This window comes from Pseudarthrobacter sp. GA104, from assembly GCF_009741265.1.
GTDB lineage: Bacteria > Actinomycetota > Actinomycetes > Actinomycetales > Micrococcaceae > Arthrobacter.
The window spans coordinates 3,233,347-3,256,077 of record NZ_WOWL01000001.1 but is presented as its reverse complement, the minus strand read 5'-3'; the positions used below and the strand labels follow the sequence as shown (position 1 = coordinate 3,256,077).

22 protein-coding genes are annotated in these 22,731 nt (G+C 67.1%); 8 read left to right on the top strand and 14 right to left on the bottom strand.

The annotated features are described in order from the left end of the window. Positions 1 to 137: 137 nt before the first annotated feature. Positions 138 to 485 (bottom strand): hypothetical protein, encoded by a 348-nt coding sequence (locus GK109_RS14795; RefSeq protein WP_157241469.1) that lies wholly within the window; start codon positions 483 to 485, stop codon positions 138 to 140. Between the two features lie 141 nt (positions 486 to 626). On the opposite strand from GK109_RS14795, the gene GK109_RS14790 reads away from it, so the two are divergent. After that, positions 627 to 1,010 (top strand): hypothetical protein, encoded by a 384-nt coding sequence (locus GK109_RS14790; protein ID WP_157241468.1) that lies wholly within the window; start codon positions 627 to 629, stop codon positions 1,008 to 1,010. Beyond that, positions 1,003 to 3,015 carry a matrixin family metalloprotease gene (locus GK109_RS14785; RefSeq protein ID WP_231754876.1) on the top strand — a complete coding sequence of 671 codons (2,013 nt, stop codon included), beginning with the start codon at positions 1,003 to 1,005 and terminating at the stop codon, positions 3,013 to 3,015. The genes GK109_RS14790 and GK109_RS14785 overlap by 8 nt, the downstream gene beginning before the upstream one ends. Before the next feature lie 76 nt (positions 3,016 to 3,091). On the opposite strand, the gene GK109_RS14780 is transcribed toward GK109_RS14785, so the two are convergent. Beyond that, positions 3,092 to 3,586: a hypothetical protein gene (locus GK109_RS14780; RefSeq protein ID WP_321214205.1), complete on the bottom strand. Its 495-nt coding sequence runs from the start codon at positions 3,584 to 3,586 to the stop codon at positions 3,092 to 3,094. Between the two features lie 92 nt (positions 3,587 to 3,678). Between GK109_RS14780 and GK109_RS14775 the strand changes: the two genes are divergently transcribed. Further along, entirely contained in the window at positions 3,679 to 4,347 is a 669-nt protein-coding gene (locus tag GK109_RS14775) for a metalloregulator ArsR/SmtB family transcription factor (RefSeq protein WP_157241466.1), read from the top strand. Positions 4,348 to 4,615: 268 nt separating this feature from the next. Here the strand turns inward: GK109_RS14775 and GK109_RS14770 are convergent, their stop codons facing one another. The 3 genes from GK109_RS14770 to GK109_RS14760 all read right to left on the bottom strand — a co-directional run bounded on the left by GK109_RS14770 (position 4,616) and on the right by GK109_RS14760 (position 8,525). Next, the gene (locus GK109_RS14770) at positions 4,616 to 5,776 is read right to left on the bottom strand and encodes a serine hydrolase (protein WP_157241465.1); all 1,161 of its coding nucleotides are present in this window, start codon (positions 5,774 to 5,776) and stop codon (positions 4,616 to 4,618) included. 621 nt (positions 5,777 to 6,397) lie between these two features. Beyond that, a complete protein-coding gene (locus GK109_RS14765; protein ID WP_157241464.1) occupies positions 6,398 to 7,096 on the bottom strand; it encodes a hypothetical protein in 699 nt (232 codons plus the stop codon). Positions 7,097 to 7,187: 91 nt separating this feature from the next. Continuing rightward, positions 7,188 to 8,525 carry an EAL domain-containing protein gene (locus tag GK109_RS14760; RefSeq protein WP_197432476.1) on the bottom strand — a complete coding sequence of 446 codons (1,338 nt, stop codon included), beginning with the start codon at positions 8,523 to 8,525 and terminating at the stop codon, positions 7,188 to 7,190. Positions 8,526 to 9,021: 496 nt separating this feature from the next. Between GK109_RS14760 and GK109_RS14755 the strand changes: the two genes are divergently transcribed. Next, on the top strand, positions 9,022 to 9,870 hold the full coding sequence (locus tag GK109_RS14755) for an SGNH/GDSL hydrolase family protein (protein ID WP_157241462.1): 849 nt from the start codon (positions 9,022 to 9,024) through the stop codon (positions 9,868 to 9,870). A gap of 141 nt (positions 9,871 to 10,011) precedes the next feature. Then, entirely contained in the window at positions 10,012 to 10,485 is a 474-nt protein-coding gene (locus GK109_RS14750; RefSeq protein ID WP_157241461.1) for an Hpt domain-containing protein, read from the top strand. A 56-nt stretch (positions 10,486 to 10,541) separates the two neighbouring features. Here GK109_RS14750 and GK109_RS21950 read toward each other — a convergent pair whose 3' ends face one another. The 7 genes from GK109_RS21950 to GK109_RS14720 form a co-directional block, all read right to left on the bottom strand. Then, positions 10,542 to 10,682 carry a hypothetical protein gene (locus GK109_RS21950; protein ID WP_197432475.1) on the bottom strand — a complete coding sequence of 47 codons (141 nt, stop codon included), beginning with the start codon at positions 10,680 to 10,682 and terminating at the stop codon, positions 10,542 to 10,544. Between the two features lie 115 nt (positions 10,683 to 10,797). Further along, on the bottom strand, positions 10,798 to 11,646 hold the full coding sequence (locus GK109_RS14745) for an SGNH/GDSL hydrolase family protein (protein ID WP_157241460.1): 849 nt from the start codon (positions 11,644 to 11,646) through the stop codon (positions 10,798 to 10,800). Continuing rightward, positions 11,639 to 12,571 (bottom strand): lipid kinase, encoded by a 933-nt coding sequence (locus GK109_RS14740; RefSeq protein ID WP_157241459.1) that lies wholly within the window; start codon positions 12,569 to 12,571, stop codon positions 11,639 to 11,641. Before GK109_RS14740 ends, GK109_RS14745 begins: the two co-directional genes overlap by 8 nt. A 120-nt stretch (positions 12,572 to 12,691) precedes the next feature. After that, positions 12,692 to 13,507 (bottom strand): MBL fold metallo-hydrolase, encoded by an 816-nt coding sequence (locus GK109_RS14735; RefSeq protein ID WP_157241458.1) that lies wholly within the window; start codon positions 13,505 to 13,507, stop codon positions 12,692 to 12,694. 132 nt (positions 13,508 to 13,639) lie between these two features. Continuing rightward, positions 13,640 to 14,800: a glycoside hydrolase family 16 protein gene (locus GK109_RS22125; protein WP_231754875.1), complete on the bottom strand. Its 1,161-nt coding sequence runs from the start codon at positions 14,798 to 14,800 to the stop codon at positions 13,640 to 13,642. A gap of 150 nt (positions 14,801 to 14,950) precedes the next feature. Beyond that, positions 14,951 to 15,871: a siderophore-interacting protein gene (locus tag GK109_RS14725; RefSeq protein WP_157241457.1), complete on the bottom strand. Its 921-nt coding sequence runs from the start codon at positions 15,869 to 15,871 to the stop codon at positions 14,951 to 14,953. After that, entirely contained in the window at positions 15,871 to 16,884 is a 1,014-nt protein-coding gene (locus GK109_RS14720) for an ABC transporter substrate-binding protein (RefSeq protein ID WP_370460610.1), read from the bottom strand. The genes GK109_RS14725 and GK109_RS14720 overlap by 1 nt, the downstream gene beginning before the upstream one ends. 125 nt (positions 16,885 to 17,009) lie before the next feature. Between GK109_RS14720 and GK109_RS14715 the strand changes: the two genes are divergently transcribed. The 3 genes from GK109_RS14715 to GK109_RS14705 are packed head-to-tail and all read left to right on the top strand — an operon-like array spanning position 17,010 to position 20,022. Next, complete coding sequence (locus GK109_RS14715) at positions 17,010 to 18,095, top strand: FecCD family ABC transporter permease (protein ID WP_370460609.1); 1,086 nt, start codon at positions 17,010 to 17,012, stop codon at positions 18,093 to 18,095. Then, positions 18,092 to 19,195, top strand: a complete 1,104-nt coding sequence (locus tag GK109_RS14710) for an iron chelate uptake ABC transporter family permease subunit (RefSeq protein ID WP_231754874.1) — start codon at positions 18,092 to 18,094, stop codon at positions 19,193 to 19,195. Before GK109_RS14715 ends, GK109_RS14710 begins: the two co-directional genes overlap by 4 nt. Next, entirely contained in the window at positions 19,192 to 20,022 is an 831-nt protein-coding gene (locus GK109_RS14705; RefSeq protein ID WP_157241456.1) for an ABC transporter ATP-binding protein, read from the top strand. The genes GK109_RS14710 and GK109_RS14705 overlap by 4 nt, the downstream gene beginning before the upstream one ends. A 206-nt stretch (positions 20,023 to 20,228) precedes the next feature. On the opposite strand, the gene GK109_RS14700 is transcribed toward GK109_RS14705, so the two are convergent. Together GK109_RS14700 and GK109_RS14695 are read right to left on the bottom strand one after the other, a co-directional pair. Further along, entirely contained in the window at positions 20,229 to 20,708 is a 480-nt protein-coding gene (locus GK109_RS14700) for a hypothetical protein (protein WP_157241455.1), read from the bottom strand. 519 nt (positions 20,709 to 21,227) lie between these two features. Next, on the bottom strand, positions 21,228 to 22,730 hold the full coding sequence (locus GK109_RS14695; RefSeq protein ID WP_157241454.1) for a dihydrolipoamide acetyltransferase family protein: 1,503 nt from the start codon (positions 22,728 to 22,730) through the stop codon (positions 21,228 to 21,230). Position 22,731 lies beyond the last annotated feature (1 nt).

Here is a 22,731-nt window from a genome sequence, read left to right as displayed (position 1 = left end):
CACCCAGCATATATAACGTTTCCATAACTTCGCTGGGTGCAGGCTGGACGCAGGCTGCACGCAGCCACGCAGAAGGCGTACGACGGCGGTGCGCGCCGCCGTCGTACGCCTTCAGTTTTTGGACCGCTGTCAGTCAGTTACCGGTTGACGTAGACCCCGCCGCAGGCTGCCTTCTCGGCGTCGCTTCCGAGGACGTAGAGCGTGTTGTTTTCTCCGGGAACGCCCTGGTGCACCAGCACGTGGAGGGGGTGGGTCCGGCCGTCCGTTTGTGGCAGGTCGGCGGCGTGGACGTTGTGCTCGAAGACGGCAGCGGGAAGGTCCACCGCTTCCTCCCCCGCACCCTCAGCCATCACCACGCAGCCTCCGCTGCCAACGACTTTGACGTGGGTGTGGTCAGCTGCTGCCGGCCCGGCGGCAGCAAGCAGCAGCAGTGCTGATGCAGCCGCAGCGGCTCCGGCCGCGCCCAGTGCTTTCGTGGATTTCATGACAGGCCCTCTCAATGTCAACGGGAACTTCATCGTTACCAGAACGGCGCCGGCAGTCAATAGCCGGCCCGGCAGTAACGGTGCAGTAACGCGGAGAATGGTCCACTGTTCCCGTGTTCCCTCGCATGTGAGGACGGTCTTATGGGGCAGCCGTGGAATTCCTTCCGAGTGTCAGGCCTGGTGCTGGACGTGCCGGACCAGCTTGCACCCTCACATGAGCACGGCATCGAGGGCGGCGCTGCCGTCCTGGAGGGTGGCGGCATGCGCCTGACCGTCGACGCAAGCCCGTTCGCCGACCCGCTCACCCGCTATGCAAACAAACCTGGCTACGAGCGTTGGCGGGAAGCCCTGGGCAACCACATCGCGGACTTCGTGCTGTTTGAAGAAGAGGGCATCCGCACCGCCGCCGTGAATATTCCAGGGCGCGCCACCGCCGTCGTCCATCTGCCTGCGGACGCCGAGCGGGACGTCGCGCTGCAGATCCTGCGAAGCATCAGAACCGATCAAGGAGAGCCAAATGACTGACGAACTGTACCCTGCGGCACCGTACCTTGCCGCAGTCGAAAACACCGCCCCGGGTGGGCGAACGCCGGGCTTCAGCAAGGTGCAAACGTATCTCGAGCGCTTCGGCTACCTGGGGGAATCCACCCCCAGGGAAATCGGCGTCCTGGACGATCCCACCGAAGGGGCGCTTCGGAATTTCCAGGAGTTTTTCCACCTGCCGGTCACCGGCGTCTTCGACGATGCCACGCGCGAAGCAATGATGCGGCCGCGCTGCGGGCTTCCGGACATGCGGGCCGGCGAAATCGCCTTCGCCACTGCGTGCGCATGGGCGGACCGGACCCTGACCTACGCCTTCGACACCGGGACCGACGACGTCGCGGGCACCGCCGAATTCGACGCCATCCGGCGCGCCATCCAGACCTGGCAGACCGTGGGCGGACTGACCTTCACCGAGGTGGCCCTCGGCTCCAGTCCGGACATCCGCATCGGATGGCGCCCGGCGGCGGACCCGGACCATTCAATGGTGGGCGGCGTCCTGGCCCACGCCGACTTCCCTCCCGGCTGCAGCGTGGTCACCAACACGCTGCCCAAGCCGGTCCACTTTGATGACAGCGAACACGTGTGGAGCGTTGGCGCCGCGGCCAACGCCTTCGATATCGAAACAGTGGCGCTGCACGAGTTTGGCCATATCGTGGGGCTGGCCCACTCCAGCGTCGCGAACGCCGTGATGGCCCCCACCGTGGCGTCCAACTTCACCAAACGGGCCCTCACCCAGGACGACCTCGACGGATTCCGGGCACTGTATCCGGCCGCGCCGCAGGCATGGTCCGGGTGGGATTCCCTGGGCGGGATCATCACAACGGACGCCTCCGTGGCCAACAACAAGGACGGCCGGCTGGAAGCCTTTGCCCGGGGCACCGATGGCGCCGTGTGGCACAGATGGCAGAACACCCCCAACGGCAGCTGGTCCGGCTGGAACTCCCTGGGCGGCGTCATCACCACCGACATCGCGGCGGCAAGCAACCTGGACGGCCGGCTGGAAATCTTCGCCCGGGGCACGGACAACGCCCTGTGGCACAAATGGCAGACCGCGCCCAACAGCGGCTGGTCCGGCTGGAACTCCCTGGGCGGGGTGATCACCGGGCCGTCGGCCACAGGCCGCAACGCCGATGGCCGCCTGGAGGTCTTCGCCCGCGGAACCGACGGCGCCGTGTGGCACCGGTGGCAGACGGCTCCGAACGGCAACTGGTCCGGCTGGCATTCCCTGGGCGGCGTGATCACGTCGGAAATCGGGGTGGGCAAGAACAAGGACGGCCGCCTGGAGGTGTTCGCCCGGGGCACGGACAACGCCCTGTGGCACTTGTGGCAGACAGCCCCCAACGGCAACTGGTCCGGCTGGAACTCCCTGGGCGGCGTCCTCACCTCCAACATCACGGTGGGCAGCAACGCCGACGGCCGCCTGGAAGCCTTCGTCCGGGGCACGGACAACGCCCTGTGGCACATGTGGCAGACGGCCCCCAACGGCAACTGGTCCGGCTGGCAGTCCCTGGGCGGCCTGCTCACCTCCGAGATTGCCGCAGGCAAGAATGCGAGCGGCCGGCTGGAGGTGTTTGTCCGCGGCACGGACAACGCCCTGTGGCACATGTGGCAGACAGCCCCCAACAGCGGCTGGTCCGGCTGGCACTCCCTGGGCGGCGTCCTCACCTCCAACATCACGGTGGGCAGCAACGCCGACGGCCGGCTTGAGGTCTTCGTCCGCGGCACGGACAATGCCCTGTGGCACAAGTGGCAAAACATGCCGTTCCTGACCGAGGAGTCCACGGGTTCGTCCGGTGCTGCGGCCATGACCGAGGCGACGGGCGCGGACATGCCCTCCGCCGGCGTCGTCCCCCAAACCGTCGAGATGCCAACCGGCACCATGGACGGAAGCGTGACGACGAACGGCCAGGAGCGGCGCCCGGCCCCGGCCGCCGAGGAATCCGGTTCGGACAGGATGCCGGCCGGGGAAATGCACGCCACCGCGTGAGCCGCCGCGTGGAAAGGGACTGAAACGTACGACGGCGGCCCGCGGCCGCCGTCGTACGTTCACTTTTGGGCCGGCGTCAGTGGTGTGTAGCCGCGGCGCTCCGCATTCCGGTGTAGGCCGCCACGACCCCCACGAGGAAAATGAGGACGGCGAGGTAGATCAGGCCGAGGTGTCCCAGCGTGGCCAGGCCCCAGGGGTAATGTGCGGGGAGGGCCACTGCGAGTCCAACGACAGGGACGATGACTGCGGTGGCGAAGGCCCACCGTTCTCCGCGGCGCACCCCGAACCAGGACAGCCCTGCGACTGCCAGGCCGGTTGCCGCAATGAAGCCGCTGACCGCGATGTGCAGATGGCTGATGTAGTGGTACAGCTGCGGGCTGAACGCCTCGATCTCTGCCTTCCCCTTGTCCACTTGCTCGGGTCCGATGCCCAGTTCAAGGAAGGCGTCCGTGAAGTTCATTATCAAAAAGATCACGGCGTACCCCACGAAGGCCAGCCCGGCCAGCGTCATGAGGCCCGCTCCTGTCCGAAGGCGGGACTCCTGCTGATGTGGCGTTTGGATGGTGGACACGGCCACCGCCCCCTCTCTTATTCAAGTAGATACTTGAATAAGAAACCCGCGCAGGTAGGCTTGTCAAGAGATATCTTGAATAGGAGGCACATATGGGCGACCAGCAGGACAAGGACGCGCTCTACGACGTCCTCGTGGAGGCTGCCAAGGCGATAGGGAATGGCCGGCGGGCCCAGCTCATCGATGTCCTCGCCCAGGGCGAGCGGCCGGTTGAAGAGCTCGCCGCAGAGATCCACCAGAGCATGGCCAACACATCCCAGCACCTGCAGCGCCTGCTGCGGGCCGGCCTCGCCTCCTCACGGCGCTCGGGGACGCGGATCTACTACTCGCTCGCCAGCCCGGCCGTGGAACGGCTATGGCGGGCACTTCGGGAGACAGCCGAAACCCACGCCGGGGAACTGGGCGAACTGGTCCGCGCCTACGTCGGCGACCGCGCCGACCTGAGCACCATCACGCGCGACGATCTGCTGCTGCGGCTGCGGCAGGGCGACGTGGTAGTGCTGGATGTGCGGCCACAGCCGGAATACGACGCCGGACATATCCCCGGTGCGATCTCCGTGCCACTCTCGGACGTCAAGTCCCGGTTGCGGGAGGTTCCCCGCGGGGGCGAAGTGGTCGCCTACTGCCGCGGACCGTACTGCCTGTTTGCGGACGAGGCCGTACGGATTCTCACGGACGAAGGACGCACGGCCGCAAGGCTTGAGGAGGGCTTCCCTGAGTGGAAGGCGGCAGGGCTCCCCGTAGAGCAGTCGGTCACCTGACGCCGGCCTCAGCAGGACGATGGGCCCGAATTTGAGGAAGTCTTGGGAAGTTCTTGACGCTATCTGCCGCCTCCCTTGAGGATGGGAGTCCACAGTAGTCAGTGAAAGGCAGCGGCGCATGGGGGTGCGGCTGGAACTGGGTCCAGTAATATCGCAGCCTTGAGTCGGGCAACCGATGGGTCTCAGCGCTTGGCGGTGCCAGGGGGGCACCGCCAAGCGCGACCCGCCGCGCGTGCCCCTTCACCGGGAAACCTGCATCCGGCCTGGCCTACTGCGCGCTTGCACACATGCTGGCAGCCGTAGAGCGGGCAGCCTCCTCCATCCGGGTGATGAGCGGCGGGACGGTGGAGACATCCAGTTCTGCCGGCGGCAGCGCCATCCCAACGGAGACCTGCTGCCGCCCGTCCAGTGAGGAAATGGACTGCACGTTGTATGCCCCTCCCCCGCCGCGCACAAAAACGTGGCGCTGGCCGGGGCAGATCCCGTCCGTCTGTTGGAGTCCACCCAGATCGTATGGGTCTCCCTCCACCATTGACTTCCACGTCTCCATGCTGACCAGCCGTCCTGCCGGAAGGGCGGCGAAGAATCTGTTCAGGTCTGCAACGGTGGAGATGATCCCGGCATCGCCCGATCCCGCTACGATGTCCGTGCGTGTGAAGTCCAGCCTGTTACCTCCGTCCAGCACGTAGCCGTGGAGCATGGGCTCCGGCGGCGGTCCCGGAGCTGCCACCAGGGTGTCCGCCATGCCAGCGGGCCTAAAGACGTCCGCCAGGAGGACATCGGCGAGCACACGGCCATGGACCCGTTCCAGCAGCCATGCCAGCACTTCCCAGTCGGTTGCCGACCATGCCGCCCGGGACAGCGGTCCCGGCGAGGCGTGGGTTCCTGCCGCGATCCTGAGCCTCTCCTCAAAGGTCAGCACGCTGACCTGCAGCTCTTCCACCGTCCGGGATTCGAGCAAGGACGGAATGTAGTCCGGGAGTCCCGAGCGGCTGCCGAGCAGCTCCCGGATTGTGGTCCGCTGCCAGCCCGGCAGGATGGCCCCGAATTCGGGCAGGTGGTCGGAAACGGGATCGTCCAGGCGGATGGCGCCCTTCTCCACGAGCTTCAGCACGGCCACGGCCACCATCGGCGCCCCGGCGCCGGAAATCCACAGCCTGTCCCCTGCCTCGGCCGGCTCCCGTGAATTCAGGTTCCTGGCCCCGGAGGCCTTCGCTTCCTCCTGGCTGCCGTTCCGCACATGGAGGACCACGGCCGGCGCGCCGGCCCCTACCGCCCGGCTGGCAAAGGCTTCCAGCTCGGACGTGGGGGCAGCCGGGGGCGCAGGATTGGAAGCGGCCGGGTTGGGGGACGTGCACGCGCCGATCAGGACAGCCACGGCCACGGCTACGACTGCGACGTGACCCGGCGTCCGAATTTGAGGACCCATGAAGTGCCCTCAGCCCATTCCCGCCGGCCCCGCCCAGGCGCCGGGAGCGCCGGTCCCGCCTCCGCCACGGTCGTCATCCTTTCCGCAGCAAAGGCATCGTTTGTACAAGCCGCCGTCCTCGGTGTGTTCGACGTGCCACTCGTGGCGGAGGTTCAATCTGCACATCAGAGCCTGCAACATGGCTTCTCCTCACTGAGAAATCCTGCTGTCCCCCCAATCTCAAGTATGCTCCCCGGACCCGTGCCTGGAGTGTGCCGTTACGATGACAGATATTGCCGTTAGATTCCCCGGAGGAACTCAATGCTGAACTATTTTCGCGAGCGGCAAGATGCCCTTGATGCCACTTCGAGACGGCGAATTTACAACTATGCGTCCGGTGCCTTGGTCCTTGCAGTCATGGCATTGGTTTTTGCGGGCCTTGCACCTTTATGGGTCTCCTGGGCCACTCTCCTGGCGGCCTGTTCTTTGGACGTCTTCCTGACCAGGAAATGGATTAGAGACGATGCGCTAAGAGCTTTCCGGGCCAACGACGCAGGGTGAATTTCCCGGGGATACGGAGTTTGCCGAAAGGGGTCTTTCTGGATCTGGCCGCCCCCAGCAGCGGCCAGTCCGGTCAGGGGATCAGCGCAGGACGCCGCACACCGCCGGATCGGTGGCTTCGGCAGGCAAGGCACCGTTCAGCTCGCTTGCGCCTTCGGGGTCGCTGAAGTTGTAAGTTCCGTTGCCGTCGTAGTCCAGCCCGTGGATGACCAGGACGCCTTCGCCTTCCCGGATGGAATCCGCGATCTGCTTGGCCGTGCCGAGCCCGCCGGCACCGGGGTAGCCCGTTCCGGCCACATCGGTGAATTCGATATTGTCCCGGCTGTAGCTGAAGATCCCGTCGCTGGAGACAGGGAAGCGGGCCACATCGAGGAAGCTGGCCGGGGTGGTGTCCCCCGTGGTGTTCAGCGATACCACCACCGGGCCGTAGGCCGGTATCCCTTCAACAGTGTTGATGCGCCCGTCCCGGTTCGAGTCCTGGGCAAGGGTGGGGCACTCGTTCAGTGCGTCATTGCCGTAATGGATGTGCTGGGCGTGGGGTGCGTCCGGTGTCAGGCCCTCGGCGTGGACCTCGATGTGTTCGATTTTCTGGTTCTTCACCACGGCCGTCGCGGTGCCGGATGCGCCGGAACCGTTCAGTTCGCTGAGCACAGCCGTGAGCGTGACGGACTTGTCCGGTGACTTTCCGTTATTGGCCAGAACCGGGCCTGCACCAAGGGATACCACTGTGAGTACAGCTGCTGCCGCGCCGCCAATAGCCAGCTTGGAATTTCTGTTCATTTTCTGCTCCCTACCAGGGACCACCGAGGAGGTTCGGTGGTCTTCCTGTGATTCGCACCACCATGGCTCAGGGATGGGTGGTCCCCGAAGGTTACGGACGTTCGTGCCGTCCCGCCGGGCGGGTGGAGGGGTTGCGGTTTGAGCCCGCCCTGGACCACTGTTTCCATTCCTCCGTGGCCACAGTGGGCCTGCCCAGCAGGTAACCTTGGCCTGCACCCATGCCCAGCTTCCGCACGGCCGCAAGTTCAGCCTCGGTTTCAATCCCTTCGGCAACGAGGGAAGCACCGATCTCCCGGGCGAAGCCGACCATGGCGGCGCCCAAAGCCTGCAGGCCCGCGTCGGCGTTGATGCCGGTGATGACCTTCCGGTCGAGCTTAATCAGGTCTGGCCTGAGTTCAACGATGTGGCGCATGGAAGCGAACCCTGCACCGGCGTCATCTATAGCAATCCTCAAACCCGCGCTCCGCAGTGGAGCCAGCACTCCTCCAAGTTGGCCGTAGTCGGCCACTTCGTGGTGCTCCGTCAGTTCCAGCACAATGCGCCCCAGTGGAATGCCGCAGCCCAGCAGGAGACCGGCCACCCGATTATCAAGGCACGCCCCGGGGGAAAGGTTGACGGCCACGTAGAGGTCTTCCGGCAGGGACTCCGCGGCAATCAGGGCCGACTGAAGCGCAATTATTTCCAGGTCAACACCCAGCCCCACAGAGGCGGCCTCAGCAAACCAGGCCTCCGGGGACATCCCGGGATCGTCAGCGCTCAGGAACCTCGTCAGCGCCTCCGCCCCGATCACAGCGCCGGAGTCCGAAGCGCGGATGGGCTGGAAGGCCGTCAACAAAGTGCGGGAGGAAAGCATGGCTTCTACCCCGGCGAAGGCTTCTTCGGCCGCAGCGTCATGGGCCGGGGGCGTGTCCAGGGCTCGCGTGGTCCCCTCGAAGCCGCACACTTGCCCCTGCCCGTCAAAGATCGACCTGCCGGAAACCTCAACAAGGACCCGGCGGCCGTCCCGGTGCCGGCAGGTGGTCACGAGACCGCACCATGAAGCGTCAGGGCCCTCCAGACCCACCCTGTCCTGCAGCGCCCGGGCCAGGTCATCGGGTTCGATGATCTGGCTGTAGTGCTGGCCGATGAGTTCGGAGGGGTCATACCCGAGGAGCTCCCGGGACATTGGCCCGGAAAAGGTGAACCTGCCGTCCGGGCCGATGGTCCACAGCCATTCCCTGCTGGTGGCCAGCACAGCTTCCAGGAGATGGGACGCTCCGGACGCGGCGGAGGATTTCCTGCTCTGTATGCGCAGCAGCGCCCACACCAAGTAGACAGCAACCGGCGCAATCACGGCGGCGAGCACAACCACTCCCCACGGTTCCCTGAGCAGGACCGCCGAGACGCCAAGCGCGAGGATCAGGCCGGCCAGGAAGCAGGAGTACAACATCCATGGCCGCAACGGGGAGGGCCGAAGCTGTGCCTGCCCGCCGGGGACCGGGGAGCGGGAAGAATCATTCTTCGCCGGTCGGGGACTGCCGGCCGGCGGGGGCTTCCGCATCAGGGCACCTCAGGGTTTCCCCGTGCCGGCCTCAGGATTGGCCGGTCCCGCTTTGGCACCGTAGACGTACCGGAATGACTGAAAGGTCGAAACGCGGACACTGCTGACTGGAGCCATGGTTCCCCCCGGAGACCAATTACCAAACATGTTTAGTAACTCAATATAGCCTGACGGCATGCCTGTGCCCGTAACGCTGTAGTAACGCCATGGAGGTAGGGCCGGGCGGACCGCTCGACACACAAGCCAGAAGCCAGGAGCCACGGCACCTGGCAATACGCCAGGGAGAAGAACCGTGAAGAACACATCGCCTAGGGAAATCCGGATCACGCATTCTGAGCCAGGGGCAAGCCCACGCGCCCGCACCCGAAGGGGCAGTGCGGGGCGCATGGGTTTGCTGGCCGCCGTCATCGCCGGACTGCTGGCCGGCTCCGTCGCTGCGCCGGCAGCCGCCCAGGACGCGGCACCGCTGGACTACGTCGCCCTGGGGGATTCCTATACCTCCGGCATCGGCGCTTCCCCGTCTGTCACCGTCTCTCCCCTCTACCCCGCCGAGCTGCAGCCGTGCTACCAGTCATCGCCTGGCTACGCCGATGTGCTGGACACCCAGGACCACGTGCAGCTCACGGCCAACGCAGCCTGCGCCGGCTGGACCGCCGCCATGGTGCCCCTGCAGGTCCAGGTGGCATCCGCCGCCGGCGTCCTGAACGCGGAAACGGACCTGGTGACCATCACAGCCGGCGGGAACGACGTCGGGTTCGGGAACCTGCTCGGGGCCTGCATGCTGCGCCCCCTGGAGGTTTGCGCGGCGGAGGTGAAGGCCGCGGAAGCCGTTGCCCAGGCCGTGGTCCTCCCGGCCCTGACCGCTGCCTACGCAGCCATCCGCGCCCAGGCACCGAATGCCAGAATCGTGGCACTGGGCTATCCGCACCTGTTCTCCCCGGAAGTCGGAGCCAACGGCTACATCACCAACGAAGCGGCGAAGGTCTTCAACAAAGGCACGGACACCCTGAACAAGGCCATCAAGGACGCGGCCAAGAAGTCCCCCGGAACCGTCTACGTCAGCGTCACCGACGAGTTCGGGGGACACGGCGTCGGCCTGCCCGGCTCCTGGTTCTTTTTCGACCCGGCCGACCCCTTCAGCGGCATGAGCTTCCACCCGAATGCCACCGGCTACGCCCTGGGCTACGCTGACGCCATCCTCCGCGAAGCGAAAATCCCCGCCCTCAGCAACTGACGGGGCGCCGCACCACCGATCGGCCAAGAATTGATGAAATGTTGATTCTGGAGCAGAGCTTTCTTGACGGTGGACCGCCAGAATCAAGTGGTTCGGCCGAGCCGCTGTGGCTCGGCCCGTCACTTGAACGGGGTAAACCTCATGGTTATCGACGTGAAAATCGTGTCCGGTGAGCTCCAGGTCCCGCAGACGGTTAATGCGGGCAGCTCAGGCCTGGGGGCACGAACGGCTGGGCACGCGCCAGCGTTCGACCTCGCGCCGATCATGGAAATTGGCGACGATCTCAGCCCGGAAATCGCGCTCAGATTTCTGTCTGACTACCTGAGCATGATTCCTGGCCGCTGGTCCCGCATCCTCCTGGCCCTGGACGACGAAGACCCGGACGTGGTCTTGGATGCCCTGGTCAGTTTGAGGATCACCTCGTCTATGACGGGCGCCTTGGAGGCAGAAACGCACTGCCGGGAGCTGGAATTGCTGGTGCGTGCAGGGTGCACTGCCAAAGCACGGGTGGAAGCCTCGAAGCTCGGCCCGAAGCTTGAGCGCCTCTTCTGCGCGGCCCCGGATCTGCTGAAGCAGGCTCAAGTCAGCCTGCAGAGGCCGATCTCCGGTAAGTAAGGACCGTCGCAGGAGAATCCCAAGCGGGTTATGCCGTGGTTGGGACATGCATCGGCTCAGCCACGCATCAGGACGTAGGCGGCCAGAACCAGGACCACCGCCAGGACGACACCAAAGATAAACAGCGGCTGGCGACCACCTTTGGCCGGACCCGGCCCCCTGCGGCGACCGTGCTTTCGTTCAATTACATTGGCCATGCGCAGACTCTACGCATCCCCACGCTTCGGCGCCTGCGTATTTCCTACTCGTTTTACAAATTCCGCACCACGTGGTTCGGGGCGGCGTCGGCAGCCCTGGCGGCACCCGCCCGGCTTACCGCGTCAGGCCCGCCCAGGACTCCAGGAACTTCCCGGCGATGTAGGCGTGGCCGGCGGTGTTGGGGTGGGCGCCGTCGGCGTCGAAGCCCGGACTGTTGGCGCCCGTGAACCAGTTGCCCTCGACGGCGTCGATAAAGGGTGCGTTGGCTGCCGCGGCACCGGCCCGGACGGCGCTGTTCACGCCGCGCAGTCCCTCCGCCAGGGGCTGCGGAGCCGACGGCCCGAGCACCACCACCTGGACACCCGGCCAGAACCTCCGGGCCGCCTCGATGGTCTGGGCAGTGGCGGCTTCCACTTCAGCCGGATTAGCGACGGCGGAATCGTTCTGTCCGCCCTGCAGCACCAGGACGTTGGGCACGAAGGCGGCATTGCCGGCGATCTTCCGCAGCCGGACTTCGTACTCTTCACCCCCGTCGTCCTGCGCCCCGCCGCCCCAGGCGAACCCGGTTCCGCCCGCGCCGTCCACCGTGGCGGGGTAGCCGAGCTCCGCGGCAACCAGGTACGCCCACCCCTGGTCCGGCTGGTCCGCACCCACCCCGGCCGTGTACGAATCGCCAAGAATCAGCAGGACGGGCTCGGCGGGCAGCTCAATTCCCGGCGTTCCGCCCGTTGCAGGCGCGGCGGTACCGCTGGGTGTCGGCGCCACGGAAGCTGTAATTGTCGGCGCGGCGGCCGCGGGGCTTGCGGCCGCCGGGCCCGCTTCGTCCGGGTTCGGGGGTCCCATCAGGGCAATGGCAGCCACCCCGAACGCCAGCACGGCCAGCACAAAAAGTCCGCCGTACTTGAGCCATTCCTGCCTGGACCTGAAGGCACCGCCGGCCGGCCGGCGCGGCCCGCTAGCCATCGAACCGGGCACTGGTGCTGCTTTCCGGCACCACAACGTGCACGGCATTGCGCTCGATGGTGAAGTCGGCGGGCGTGGCCGTGGCGATCTCGCCGTCGAGATTCACGGGCATGGGCGGCTCGGTAACCAGCCGGACCCGCCGGGTGGTCAGGTGGTGCACGCCGTGGCGCTCCACAAAGCTGCCGTCCTTCAGCAGCCGTGCGATCCGCACGTGCTCGCGGAGCGGCGCCCCGGGGATGGCGTAGATATCCAGGAGGTGGTCGTCAATCCCGGCCGTCGGCGAGACCGTGTTGCCGCCGCCGTAGTGGCGGCCGTTGCCCACCGCCACCTGCAGCATGTCCTCGAGCTCCAGCGTGCCATGGTCCCCCTCCGGGAACTCGAGCCGGGCCCGGAACGGCCGGTGGCGGGCGTAGGCGCGCACGGCGGCCACGGCGTAGGCGGCCGGACCGAGGTACCGCTTCAGGCGGGGGCTGAGGGTCTCGGTGACCCCGACCGACAGGCCAACGGACGCGACGTTCAGGAAGGGCTGGCCGTTCGCCCGCCCCAGGTCGATGTCCACCACCTTGCCGCCGGCGAGCGCGGCGCAGGCGCCGGCAAGATCGCCCGGGATCTCCAGCGTGCGGGCAAGGTCGTTTGCGGTGCCCAGCGGCAGGACGCCGAGCACGATTCCGGTCCCGGCGAGCCGGCCGGCGGCACAGGACACCGTTCCGTCACCGCCGCCAACCACCACCAGGTCGTGTCCGTCGGCCACCACCCGGTCAAGGATTCCGGGCAGCTCCGCGCCGGACAGCACGTGGTGCACGGAGGAGACGGGCAGGCCGGCCCTCTGCAGGGTGTCCACCGCCAGCTCGGGCGCCGCCGCTCCCAGGCGCGCCCCGGCGTTTATCACCACGGCAGCGGAGTTCGCCTCTCGGGCAACCTTCATGGGGAACATCCTAGGCGGGGCGGGCTGGGAAAACGCCGGGCTGCCGGGCTGAAGGTCCCCCCTGCGAAACACAAGGCGAACGACGGCGGCACGCGGCCGCCGTCGTACGTTCTACTTTGGCTAGTGCTCGCGGCGGGTCTCCTGCAGCCGCTTGATGAACCAGCGGGACTGTTCCGGCCCGTAGGGCAGGACCGGGATGGCCTTGGTGGCGTCGTCCGGGGTGTCGCGGATGGACTGGCGCGCTTGGCGGACCGCGGTGGTCAGCGTGTGGGCCATGGTCTTGACGAACTGGTCGCTGCACGGCTTCCCGTGCCCGGGGATCAGGAACTCGTAGCGGTGGCGGAGCGCCGAGATGTGGCGGAGCACGTCCGCCCACTCCTCCGGGTAGGAGTCCTCGAAGGACGGGTGCGCGCCCTGCTCCACCAGGTCCCCCACATACAGCGTGGTGGGGGTGCCCACCAGCAGGTCGCCGTCCGTGTGGCCGCGGCCCAGGTAGAACAGGGTGGCGGTCAGCCCGCCGAGGTCAACCAGCACCGGCTGGTCCTTGACGATGGCGTTGGGGACCACGAGCTCCACGTTTTCGCCCTCCCCGGTGGACATCTCCGGCTCCAGCGTCCCCACGAAGCGGCGCTGGAGGTCCCCGCGCTCTTCGATTTCGGTGGCGCAGTTCTGGTGCGCCCAGAACTCGGTGGCGCCGGCCTCCGCAAACACCGCGTTGCCGAAGAAATGGTCGTAATGCGCGTGGGTGTTGACCACGACGAGCGGCAGCTGGGTCTTGTCCCGCACCGCGTCCAGAATTTCCTGGCCCTGCCGGGGGCCGCAGCCGGTATCGATCACCATGGCCCGCTCGGATCCCACCACCAGTCCGGTGTTCAGCAGCGATCCTTCGGTGACCAGCACATAGTTGTTCGCGCCGACTTCGAGCCATTCCGACATTGTTTCTCCGTACCTCCGGCAAAGCAGTGTGCGTTCCTCTAGGCGTTGATTGTACCTACCGGCACTTGAAGTTCCCGGGACCCGCACGCATGCCGGTGGCCGGGCCTGCCGGAAAACCCGGGCGGGCCGTGCCTAGTTCCTGGCCCAGATGGCCACCCAGTCGACGTACACGTGGCCGCTGGTCTCGGGTGCCGGGCAGCCTGTCAGGCAGGACTCGGTCTGCAGGAGGTAGCGCATTGGCTTGTCCGGGACCATTGACGTGGCAACGCCGATGGACTTGCCGTCAAGGAAGAATTCGATGCGCCCGGGGCTCCACTCGGTGGTTGCCACATGCCAGTCCGTAAACGGAACGTTGGGACGGAAGACGTCGAATCTGTGCCCGTCCGGGCCGATGCCGTGCAAGGCAGCATAGATGACTTTGGACAGGTCCCCTTCCGGGAAATCGACCTCCCCGTCCTGCGGCCACTGCTTACTGACGGGCCAGAGCAGCCAGGCCACCTTGAAACCCGGCAGGGAATCGGCCTTGAATCGCACGGAGTAGCGTCCGTAGAGCTGGCTGTTGTACGGCGGCTGGGTAGCGCCGTCGAATCTCGGGGAGGGTGCCGCACCCATGGAGACGCCGTTTTCCGAGTGCAGGTACATATCCAGGAGGCCGTCATGGACGCTCAAAACCTTGGATGGAAAATAGCCGGACGTTCTGGCGGCCTTTTCTTGCGTCTTGGCATGGGTGTCTGGCGTGCCGTCCTTGTAGGTCTCGCTCCATCTCGACCCGTAGATGCCGGGAAAACCGCCCAGGGGCACGTCCCCGTCGGTAAAATCCTCAACAAAGATCTGCCTCCAGCCGGGCAGGTCGCCCACCGGCAGGGCCTCAAGGGAGGGCGAGGACTCGGTATTGGCAGCCGGCCCGGACCCGCCGTCCTGGGTTGGCTCCGGGGATGAGGTTTCCGCCGTGGGCTCCGGAGAGCCGGCCTCGGCAATTGGCTGCGGCGGCCCAGGATCAGAAGTAGTTGGCTCCGGGGAAGCAGCACCCGTAGCGGGCTGCGCCGAGCCAGTCGCCTGGGTCACCGGCTCTGTGTCTTTCCCTTCTGGAGGCTGGGGTCCAGGCGTATTCGCGGCAACGCTCAGCGAGCCGATCGTGAGCGCCAGGGAAACTATCATCAGGACGGCGCCGCCGGTCCGCGCAGGCTGCTTGATCGACTCCGCCGGTGACGTTCCATCCTCAGGGCCAGGACGCCGCGGCGTCCGTGGCGCACCCATCCAGGCGAAGAGGCCGTTGCGGGGCCTGTCTGCCATGTGTCCTCCCAGCGTGGTCCACAGGGGACTGCGGGCAAGAACGCAGCGCCCCGGTCTCATCCCCTTCCGTCCAGCCTAGGTGCGACGCCGCAGCCGGTCACGAGTACTGAGTACTCATATTTGGGATTCAACTCCCGCCCGGGTACCTGCCTAGGTAGCTGCCAGCGGAATGCCGTTGGCCCCGGAGCCGGCCTTGCCCCGGCTCCAGTAGCCGCGGAACTCTGACGTTCGGGGATCAAGCCCGGCGCCAACAAGGCAGCGGCGGAGGGCCCCGACGGTTCCCGTTTCGGCGCCCACCCAGGCGTAAGTGCCCGGGCCGACGCCGTTACGGGCGACGGCGTCCCCGACGGCCTGCTCCAGGCGCCGGCCCCGGGGGACGGCGCCGCTGTCGCGGTCCAGCCACGTGATCCCCACGCCGCTGCGGGTAGTGATCGGCAGGACGCCGCGGGCATCAGGGACTTCCAGGTAGGCGTCTCCGGAGAGGTGTTCGGGCAAGGCCTCAAGGATGGAGCTGACGGCCGGGACGGCGGTTTCGTCGCCGGCGAGCAGGACGTGCCGCGCACTGCCCGGGTTCCAGTTGATGCCGGCCTCCGGCAGGGGCGTGGCGGCGGTGACCGCGGCGGCATCGGGCCCAACGAACCATGCCGGCTGCCCGGGCGCGGCGTCCCGCGCCCAGGCCGAACCGGGCCCTGCGTGGGCGGCGGGGCCGTCATGGAGCACAACGTCGATGTCGATGTGCGGTCCGCCGGGGCCCTGGCGGAAGGCGCGGACGGTGTAGCTGCGGATGAAGCCCCGGCCCGGCTGCTCCTGCCGGAGCCAGGCCTGGTACCAGCCCGGCTGGAGGGTGCCGTCGGGGGCACCGGGGGGTGTGAGGGGGTGACCCGGGGCGGGCAGGATCAGCTTGACGCGGAGGTCCAGGGTGGGGCCCGGCACCCCGAACCCCCGCAGTGACGGACCGGCCAGGGTGATGCGGCGGAAGTGCGGGCCCAGGTCCCGCACTTCCGCCACTACTGCCTCGAAGACCCGGACAGGGTGCCGGGACACCGATGGTGAAGCAGCCGTCCGCAGCATTAGGGCAGCTGCGGATCCACGCCGTAGTGCTTGGCCAGGTCGGTGATCACCGCGTGGGCGCCCTGGATGCTGACCGAGGCCAGGAACGTGGCGTCGTCCACATTGATGACCTCGCCCTGGAGCCGCTGCCACAGCGGGTTGGACGTGAAGGCCTCCCGCTGGGCGCGGGCCTTGTCCCCTTCGGCTCCGGCCGGGGTGAAAGCACTGACCATGACCAGGCCGGCGTCACCCTGCAGGATCTGCTCCGCGGACAGCGGCACGAAGATTTCCTTCTCGCTGTCCGGCTGGTCCTTGGGACGCGGAATGTTCATGTCGGCCATGATCTCGCCGATGAAGGATTTGGAGGAGTACAGGCGGGCGGTGTCGCCGCCGGTAAAGCGGACCAGGGAGTAGGTGGCGTCCGGTTTCTTGGCCAGGATCTCAGCGCCGACCTTGGCGGCACGGTCCTCATAGGCCTTGACCAGTTCCTCGGCCTTGGCCTTCTTGCCCAGGGCCTCGCCGAGGAAGACGACGTTCTCCTTCCAGGTGGGGCCGGTGCTCACGGAGAAGATGGTGGGCGCGATCCTGGACAGCTGCGTGTACAGGGCCTCGTGGCGGACCTTCGCGGAGACGATCAGGTCCGGCTGCAGTTCGAGGATTTTTTCCAGGTTGGGTTCGGCCAGGGTCCCCACGTTCACGGAGTCCTTGGTGGCCTCGGCGACGTCGCCGAGGTAAGGGGCGAAAGGCGCTTTGGGGTCCTGCCGGTACTGCACGTAGCCCACCAGGTCAGCCTCGAGCAGGAGGGCTGCGTCGATGTAGCTGGGGTCCAGCGCAACGACGCGCTTGGGGGCGGATTCGATGGTGGTGGAACCCATGGTGTGGTCCATGGTCAGCGGGAAGCCGGCCGCTTCCGCAGCGGTGGAGGTGGTGCTGCTGGTGCTGGCCGCCGGGGAGGCGCAGCCGGCGGCGGCCAGCACCAGCAGCACCAGGCCTGCGGCGGCAGCGGTGAGCTGCCGGGTGATGCGAATTTTCACGGGGATGCCTTCGAAAGATTACGGGGGATGCGGGGCGTTAGGTAAGGCTTACCTGTGCCTGCCGTAGACTGTAGCAGGACTTCGGGGATTAGCTCACAAACCCGTGACGTAATAGAAAGCCGCATGTGAAAACGCTTAATGCTGGACCGGCGCCGGGGCCGCCCGTGGCCCGGGAGGCGCATCCCTCCGCCGGCCCCGCAGGCGTCCCCGGCAGGAAGCCGCCCCGAAACCGCACGGCGTGGCTCTTGGCTTCGGCCCTCGCCTTGTTCGCGGCCTGTGTACTCAGCCTGTGCATCGGCGGCCAGCCCTCATCCCTGCAGGAGGTCTGGCACGCGGTCTTCACCCCTACCGGGGACGTGATGGACGTGACCGTCCGTGAACTGCGCTGGCCCCGGACCGTACTGGGCGTCTGCGCCGGGATCTGCCTGGGCCTCGCCGGGACCCTGGTGCAGGGGCACACCCGCAATCCGGTGGCGGACCCCGGCCTGCTCGGCATCAACCAGGGCGCGGCCTTGGCCATTGTTGCCGCGACGGCGGTTGCAGGCGAGCTCCCCGCCCTTACCCAGGCGGGACTGGCCTTCGCCGGAGCGCTGGCGGCGAGTGTCCTGGTGTTCATGATCGGTTCGGCGGCCCGCTACGGCGCCACCCCGGTCACCCTGGTCCTGGCCGGCGCCGCCGTCACCGCCCTGTGTTCCGGGCTGGTGGCGGGAATCGTGCTGCTCAACGACCAGGCGCTGGACACCCTGCGGTTCTGGCAGGTGGGATCCCTGGCGGGGCGCTCAGGCGCCCTTGACCTGGTCTGGCCGTTCATCGTCGCCGGGGTGGCGCTGGCCCTGGCGAACATCCGCGCCCTGAACGCCCTCGCCCTGGGATCAGACACCGCAGTTTCCCTGGGCATCTCCGTGCTGCGCGCCCGTGCGGTGGGGATCGGCGCCGTCACCCTGCTGGCCGGGACCGCCGTCACGCTGGCCGGCCCCATCGCCTTCGCTGGACTGCTGGTCCCCCACCTCACCCGCGCCATCACGGGCCCGGACTACCGGTGGCTCGTTCCGTTGTCCCTGTTCACCGGGGCAACCCTGGTGCTCCTTGCGGACACGGCGGGCCGGCTCATCGCCCGCCCCGGGGAACTGTCCGTCGCCGTGGTCCTGGCCGTGGCGGGCGCCCCGTTCTTCGTCTATCTGGCCCGGCGCCGGAGGCTGGCTACGCTATGACCGTCCTGCAGGAAACACAGCCCCACAAGCCCGGCCCGGGTGCCACCGGCATCAGGGCGCTGCGCGCCGGGCCGGTATCCGTCCGCGTCAACGTCCGCGCCATGGTTGTTGCGGGGCTGCTCGTCCTCGGCACCGTGGCGGCCATGGCGCTGCACGTCGCCTTCGGGGGCACTCCCCTGGCATACCCGGATGTCCTGCGGGCCCTGCTCGGCGATGACTCCAATGCCCGCATCCACCTTGCCGTGACGGAGTTCCGCGCACCCCGCATGGTTGCCGCCGTCGTCGTCGGTGCCTGCCTCGCCGCGGCAGGCGCCATCACCCAAACCGTGGCACGCAACCCGCTGGCCAGCCCGGACCTGCTGGGCGTGACGGCGGGGGCATCCCTGGGCGCCGTCAGCGTGCTGGTGATCGCCGGCGGCGGGCATGCCGGCCTCAGCGGCGTGGCGGCAACGGTGGGCATGCCGGCGGCGGCCTTCGGCGCCGGCATCCTCAGCGGCATCGCCGTGTACGTGCTCTCCTACCGGCGGGGCCTGGACAGCTACCGCCTGGTGCTGGCCGGCCTGGGCATCTCCGGCCTGGCGGCAAGCCTCACCACCTGGATCCTCACGCTGGGCGACGTGACCAGTGCCGCCCAGGCCCTCACCTGGATGATGGGTTCCCTGAACGGGAAGGAGTGGGAGACCGTGCAGCCCTTGGCGCTCAGCGCGGCCGTGCTGCTCGTGGCGGGCATTGCCAGCGGCAGGTGGCTGCTGCTGACCAGCCTGGGTGAGGACACCGCCGTCGGGCTCGGCGCCCGCATCGGCACCGTCCGGCTGGTTGTGCTCACTATCGCCGTCCTGCTCGCCTCGGTGGCCACGGTGGCAGCCGGGCCGGTGGCATTCGTCGCGCTGGCCAGCCCACGGATTGCCCGCGCCCTGGCCGCCACGGTGGTTCCGCCCGTTGGTGTGTCCGCCCTGGTGGGCGCCATTTTCGTGCTCGCGGCTGACACGGTGTCCGCGAACGTCCTTGCTGCTCCCCTGCCCGTGGGCGTGGCCACGGCCGTAGTGGGCGCGCCTTTCCTGATCCACCTGATCCTCAAGTACCAGCGGAGGCTGAGTTGAACACGTCCACAGGGCAGCAGGAGGGCCTCCGCGCCAGCAGCCTCAGCCTCGGCTACGAGGGGGCCGACATCATCAGCAACCTCTCGCTTGAGATCCCCAATGCGCAGGTCACCTCGATCATCGGCCCCAACGGCTGCGGCAAGTCCACGCTGCTGCGGGGGCTGGGCAGGCTCCTGGCGCCGCGGGGCGGCGAGGTGTTCCTCGACGGCGCCCCGCTGAGGCAGCATTCCACCCGCCATATTGCCACCCGGATCAGCCTGCTGCCGCAGACGCCCACGGCGCCGTCGGGGCTCACGGTGGCGGACCTCGTGTCCCGGGGCAGGCACCCCCGGCAGAAGTGGTACCAGCAGTTTTCGGCGTCCGATGAGTCAGTGGTGGAGGCGGCCCTGGCTGCCACCGACATCCTGGAGCTGGCCGATACACCGCTGGACGACCTCTCCGGCGGGCAGCGGCAGCGCGCCTGGATCTCGATGACCCTGGCGCAGGAAACGGGGATCCTGCTCCTGGATGAACCCACCACCTACCTGGACCTGGCGCACCAGGTGGACGTGCTGGAACTCGTCCGCAGGCTGAACCGCGACCACCGGCGCACAGTGGTGATGGTCCTGCACGACATCTCGCTCGCGGCCCGGTACTCGGACCACATCATTGCCATGAAGGACGGCGCCGTCATGGCGCAGGGAACCCCCGCGGAGGTCATCACGCCGGCCCGCCTGCTGGAGGTGTTCGGCCTGGACGCGCATGTGGTGCCCGAACCCACGGAAGGCCGCCCGCACGTCATCCCCCTCGGGACCGCAGGGGCCGCTGCGGTGTCGGTGCAGTCTTGAGGAATTCTTGACGCAATGCCCGCCTGTTCTTGAGCCGCCGGGTCCAAAGTGTTGAAAAACAGACCGGGGCCGATGGCGGAGGCGGCGGATCAGCGTCGATTCGCAAAGAAGCCGTCGGCCCCTGCGCCTCCCGAGCCCTGCTGCCCCGTGCGATCACCACCGCTGGCCCTCCAGGCGGCGCCGCAGGGAGGGCCGTTGGCCTGGTTTTATGCCAGCAGTGCGCAGATGTCCGTTACATCTCCAGTACCGCTGAACACTCTTTCTTCAGTCCCATCCGCTTTGAGGGCAAAATTGAAGTTTCCCTCCAACAGATAGATTCCCGGCAATTCTGAGTTTGACTCCCGCGGATTAAGCACCACGTTCAATCCGGTCACGGTGACTTCCGTTGTGCCGTCAGCCTCTACCTGTGCATGCGTGCTGCCCGTAATGAGAAAGGTTGCTTCCTCTCCAGTCTTCAGGTTGGTGATGGTTACCTCCTGCCCCGGAGATGCTATGAAGAATCGGTCGCCGGGAAGGTCAATAAACTTTGATTTACCGGTAACCACCAACTGCACCGGGTACTTGCAAAGCTGGTTGGCCTTGAAGGTCACATCCAGGAGGACGTCACCACCCGGGGCAGCAGTAGCGGGGCTGGCACTGGCAAAAAAGGCAAAGAACAGGGCGCACAGGACTAGCAGTTTCTTCATCGGAAACTCCATTCAAGAATTCAGGTGGGCGCGCAGGGGGAAGATATATTCAAAACAAATGCGCGCAATGGACCATGCTGATACTCGGCGTTGAATGTTCAGCATCCGCGGCAGCCACATTAGGTGACTCCGCGGACGGATTGCGGGCGCGGCGCAAAGTGCCGGGGTTATCTCCGCATAATTTCTTACTTAGTGAGTAAGTTCGGCTTCTGTATCGACTGAATGACGATCACCAGATGGCAGGATGTTAGTCCGCTGATTCCGGGCTTGTGAAGCACTAAAGGCGAAATAGGGGGCTTGAATAAGAAGTAGGGGGGACCTGCACGCATCGGCTGCCGCACTGGCGCCTTGGCCCTTTGCACGGAACACGAACGACGGCGGCACGCGGCCGCCGTCGTTCGCTTTGCCTTTTCGAGGCTGGTCCCCGCATCGAGTGGGAAAGGGTTTGGGTTAAACCCACATCAAGTGAGAGACGGTTGGAATTTAACCGACGTTAAGTGAGAGAGCGTCGGGTGGGGGTTAGATGTCGGCGAGGAGGGTGGTTGGGTTTTCGATTGCGTCGGCCACGAAGCGGAGGAAGCCGGCGGCCGTGCCGCCGTCGCAGACCCGGTGGTCGAAGGTCAGGGTCAGCTCGGTGACCTTGCGGACGGCGAGCTCACCGTCCACCACCCAGGGCTTGTCGATGATCCGGCCCACGCCCAGGATGGCCACCTCGGGGTGGTTGATGATCGCCGCGGAGCCGTCCACGCCGAACACGCCGTAGTTGTTGAGCGTGAAGGTGCCGCTGCCAAGCTCGCTTGGGGTCGCCTTGCCCTGGCGTGCGACGTCGGTGAGCCGGCGGATCTCGGCGTCCAGTTCGCGGGCAGTCAGCTTCTCGGCTGCCCGGACGGACGGGACCACCAGGCCGCGGTCGGTCTGGGCGGCGATCCCGAGGTTGACGCCGTCGAACGAGACAATCTCCTGGGACCCATCGGACGCAGTCTCGATCCGCGTGTTCAGTTCCGGGTACTTTTTTAGCCCAGCTGTGACAAATCGCGCGATGAACGCGAGCAGGCCCGGCACCTGGGCGCCGCCGGCCTTGAGCCCTTCGCGAAGCTCCAACAGACCGGTGGCGTCCACGTCCACCCAGACTGTCGCCTCGGGGATCTCGGAACGGCTGCGCGCCATGTTGGCGGCAACGGCCTTGCGCACTCCCCTGACCGGTGTACGGGCAGCGATGGGCAGCCCGGTTCGGGCGTCGACGCCCTCCGGAGACGCTGTGGTTTTGGCGGGTTCAGCCGGGGCCTTGGGGGTTTGGACGGGCCTGGTTTCGGCAGGCTCGACCACCGGCGCATGGATGGCCTTCTCCACGTCGCGGCGCATGATCAGCCCGCCCTCGCCCGAGCCGGGGAGCTCGCCGAGGTCCACGCCGTGCTCCCGCGCCATGCGCCGGACCAGCGGGGAGATCACGGCACCAAGCCTGCCGGGGACGCGGGTGCGCAGCAGGGTGAGGTCGTCCTCGGCGGGAGTTTCGGCGGGCGTGGTGTCGACAGGCTCAGCCAAGGCAACGGATGACCTGCGGGCGCGGGTCCGCCGGGCAACGCCGTGACCGCCCGGGGTTCCGTAGCCGATCAGCACGTTGCCCGACCCGGCCTTTTCCTCCTCGCGGTATGCCTCCGCCTCCGGGTGGGCTTTGGCGGGCTCGGCCGCGGGCTCGCCCAGCTCGGTTTCGGCAGGCTCCACCACCGGTCCGGCAGGCTCGGCGGGGGCGGCATCATCCGCGGCGGTGCCAGCCACGGAGACAGGCGTCACCGAGATCAGCGGCTTCCCCACGTCCAGGGTCTCGCCCGGCTGCCCATGCAGCTCGGCCACGATCCCGGCATACGGGGAGGGCACCTCAACCGTGGACTTCGCAGTCTCCACCTCGGCAATCGGCTGGTCCACGGAAATCTCGTCACCAACAGCAACGTGCCAGGACACCAGCTCGGCTTCGGTCAGGCCCTCACCCAGGTCCGGCAACAAAAACACACGCGTTTCACTCATG

Excerpts from the sequence above, each read along its gene's own strand:
- GK109_RS14725 (WP_157241457.1), bottom strand. The coding sequence starts at position 15,871 with ATGCTGCGGACGGCTGCTTCACCATCGGTGTCCCGGCACCCTGTCCGG.
- GK109_RS14735 (WP_157241458.1), bottom strand. The coding sequence starts at position 13,507 with ATGTCGGAATGGCTCGAAGTCGGCGCGAACAACTATGTGCTGGTCACC.
- GK109_RS14710 (WP_231754874.1), top strand. The coding sequence starts at position 18,092 with ATGACCGTCCTGCAGGAAACACAGCCCCACAAGCCCGGCCCGGGTGCC.
- GK109_RS14740 (WP_157241459.1), bottom strand. The coding sequence starts at position 12,571 with ATGAAGGTTGCCCGAGAGGCGAACTCCGCTGCCGTGGTGATAAACGCC.
- GK109_RS14695 (WP_157241454.1), bottom strand. The coding sequence starts at position 22,730 with ATGAGTGAAACGCGTGTGTTTTTGTTGCCGGACCTGGGTGAGGGCCTG.
- GK109_RS14790 (WP_157241468.1), top strand. The coding sequence starts at position 627 with ATGGGGCAGCCGTGGAATTCCTTCCGAGTGTCAGGCCTGGTGCTGGAC.
- GK109_RS14775 (WP_157241466.1), top strand. The coding sequence starts at position 3,679 with ATGGGCGACCAGCAGGACAAGGACGCGCTCTACGACGTCCTCGTGGAG.
- GK109_RS14785 (WP_231754876.1), top strand. The coding sequence starts at position 1,003 with ATGACTGACGAACTGTACCCTGCGGCACCGTACCTTGCCGCAGTCGAA.
- GK109_RS14755 (WP_157241462.1), top strand. The coding sequence starts at position 9,022 with ATGGGTTTGCTGGCCGCCGTCATCGCCGGACTGCTGGCCGGCTCCGTC.
- GK109_RS14700 (WP_157241455.1), bottom strand. The coding sequence starts at position 20,708 with ATGAAGAAACTGCTAGTCCTGTGCGCCCTGTTCTTTGCCTTTTTTGCC.
- GK109_RS14765 (WP_157241464.1), bottom strand. The coding sequence starts at position 7,096 with ATGAACAGAAATTCCAAGCTGGCTATTGGCGGCGCGGCAGCAGCTGTA.
- GK109_RS14745 (WP_157241460.1), bottom strand. The coding sequence starts at position 11,646 with ATGGCTAGCGGGCCGCGCCGGCCGGCCGGCGGTGCCTTCAGGTCCAGG.
- GK109_RS14795 (WP_157241469.1), bottom strand. The coding sequence starts at position 485 with ATGAAATCCACGAAAGCACTGGGCGCGGCCGGAGCCGCTGCGGCTGCA.
- GK109_RS21950 (WP_197432475.1), bottom strand. The coding sequence starts at position 10,682 with ATGGCCAATGTAATTGAACGAAAGCACGGTCGCCGCAGGGGGCCGGGT.
- GK109_RS14770 (WP_157241465.1), bottom strand. The coding sequence starts at position 5,776 with ATGGGTCCTCAAATTCGGACGCCGGGTCACGTCGCAGTCGTAGCCGTG.
- GK109_RS14750 (WP_157241461.1), top strand. The coding sequence starts at position 10,012 with ATGGTTATCGACGTGAAAATCGTGTCCGGTGAGCTCCAGGTCCCGCAG.
- GK109_RS22125 (WP_231754875.1), bottom strand. The coding sequence starts at position 14,800 with ATGGCAGACAGGCCCCGCAACGGCCTCTTCGCCTGGATGGGTGCGCCA.
- GK109_RS14760 (WP_197432476.1), bottom strand. The coding sequence starts at position 8,525 with ATGTTGTACTCCTGCTTCCTGGCCGGCCTGATCCTCGCGCTTGGCGTC.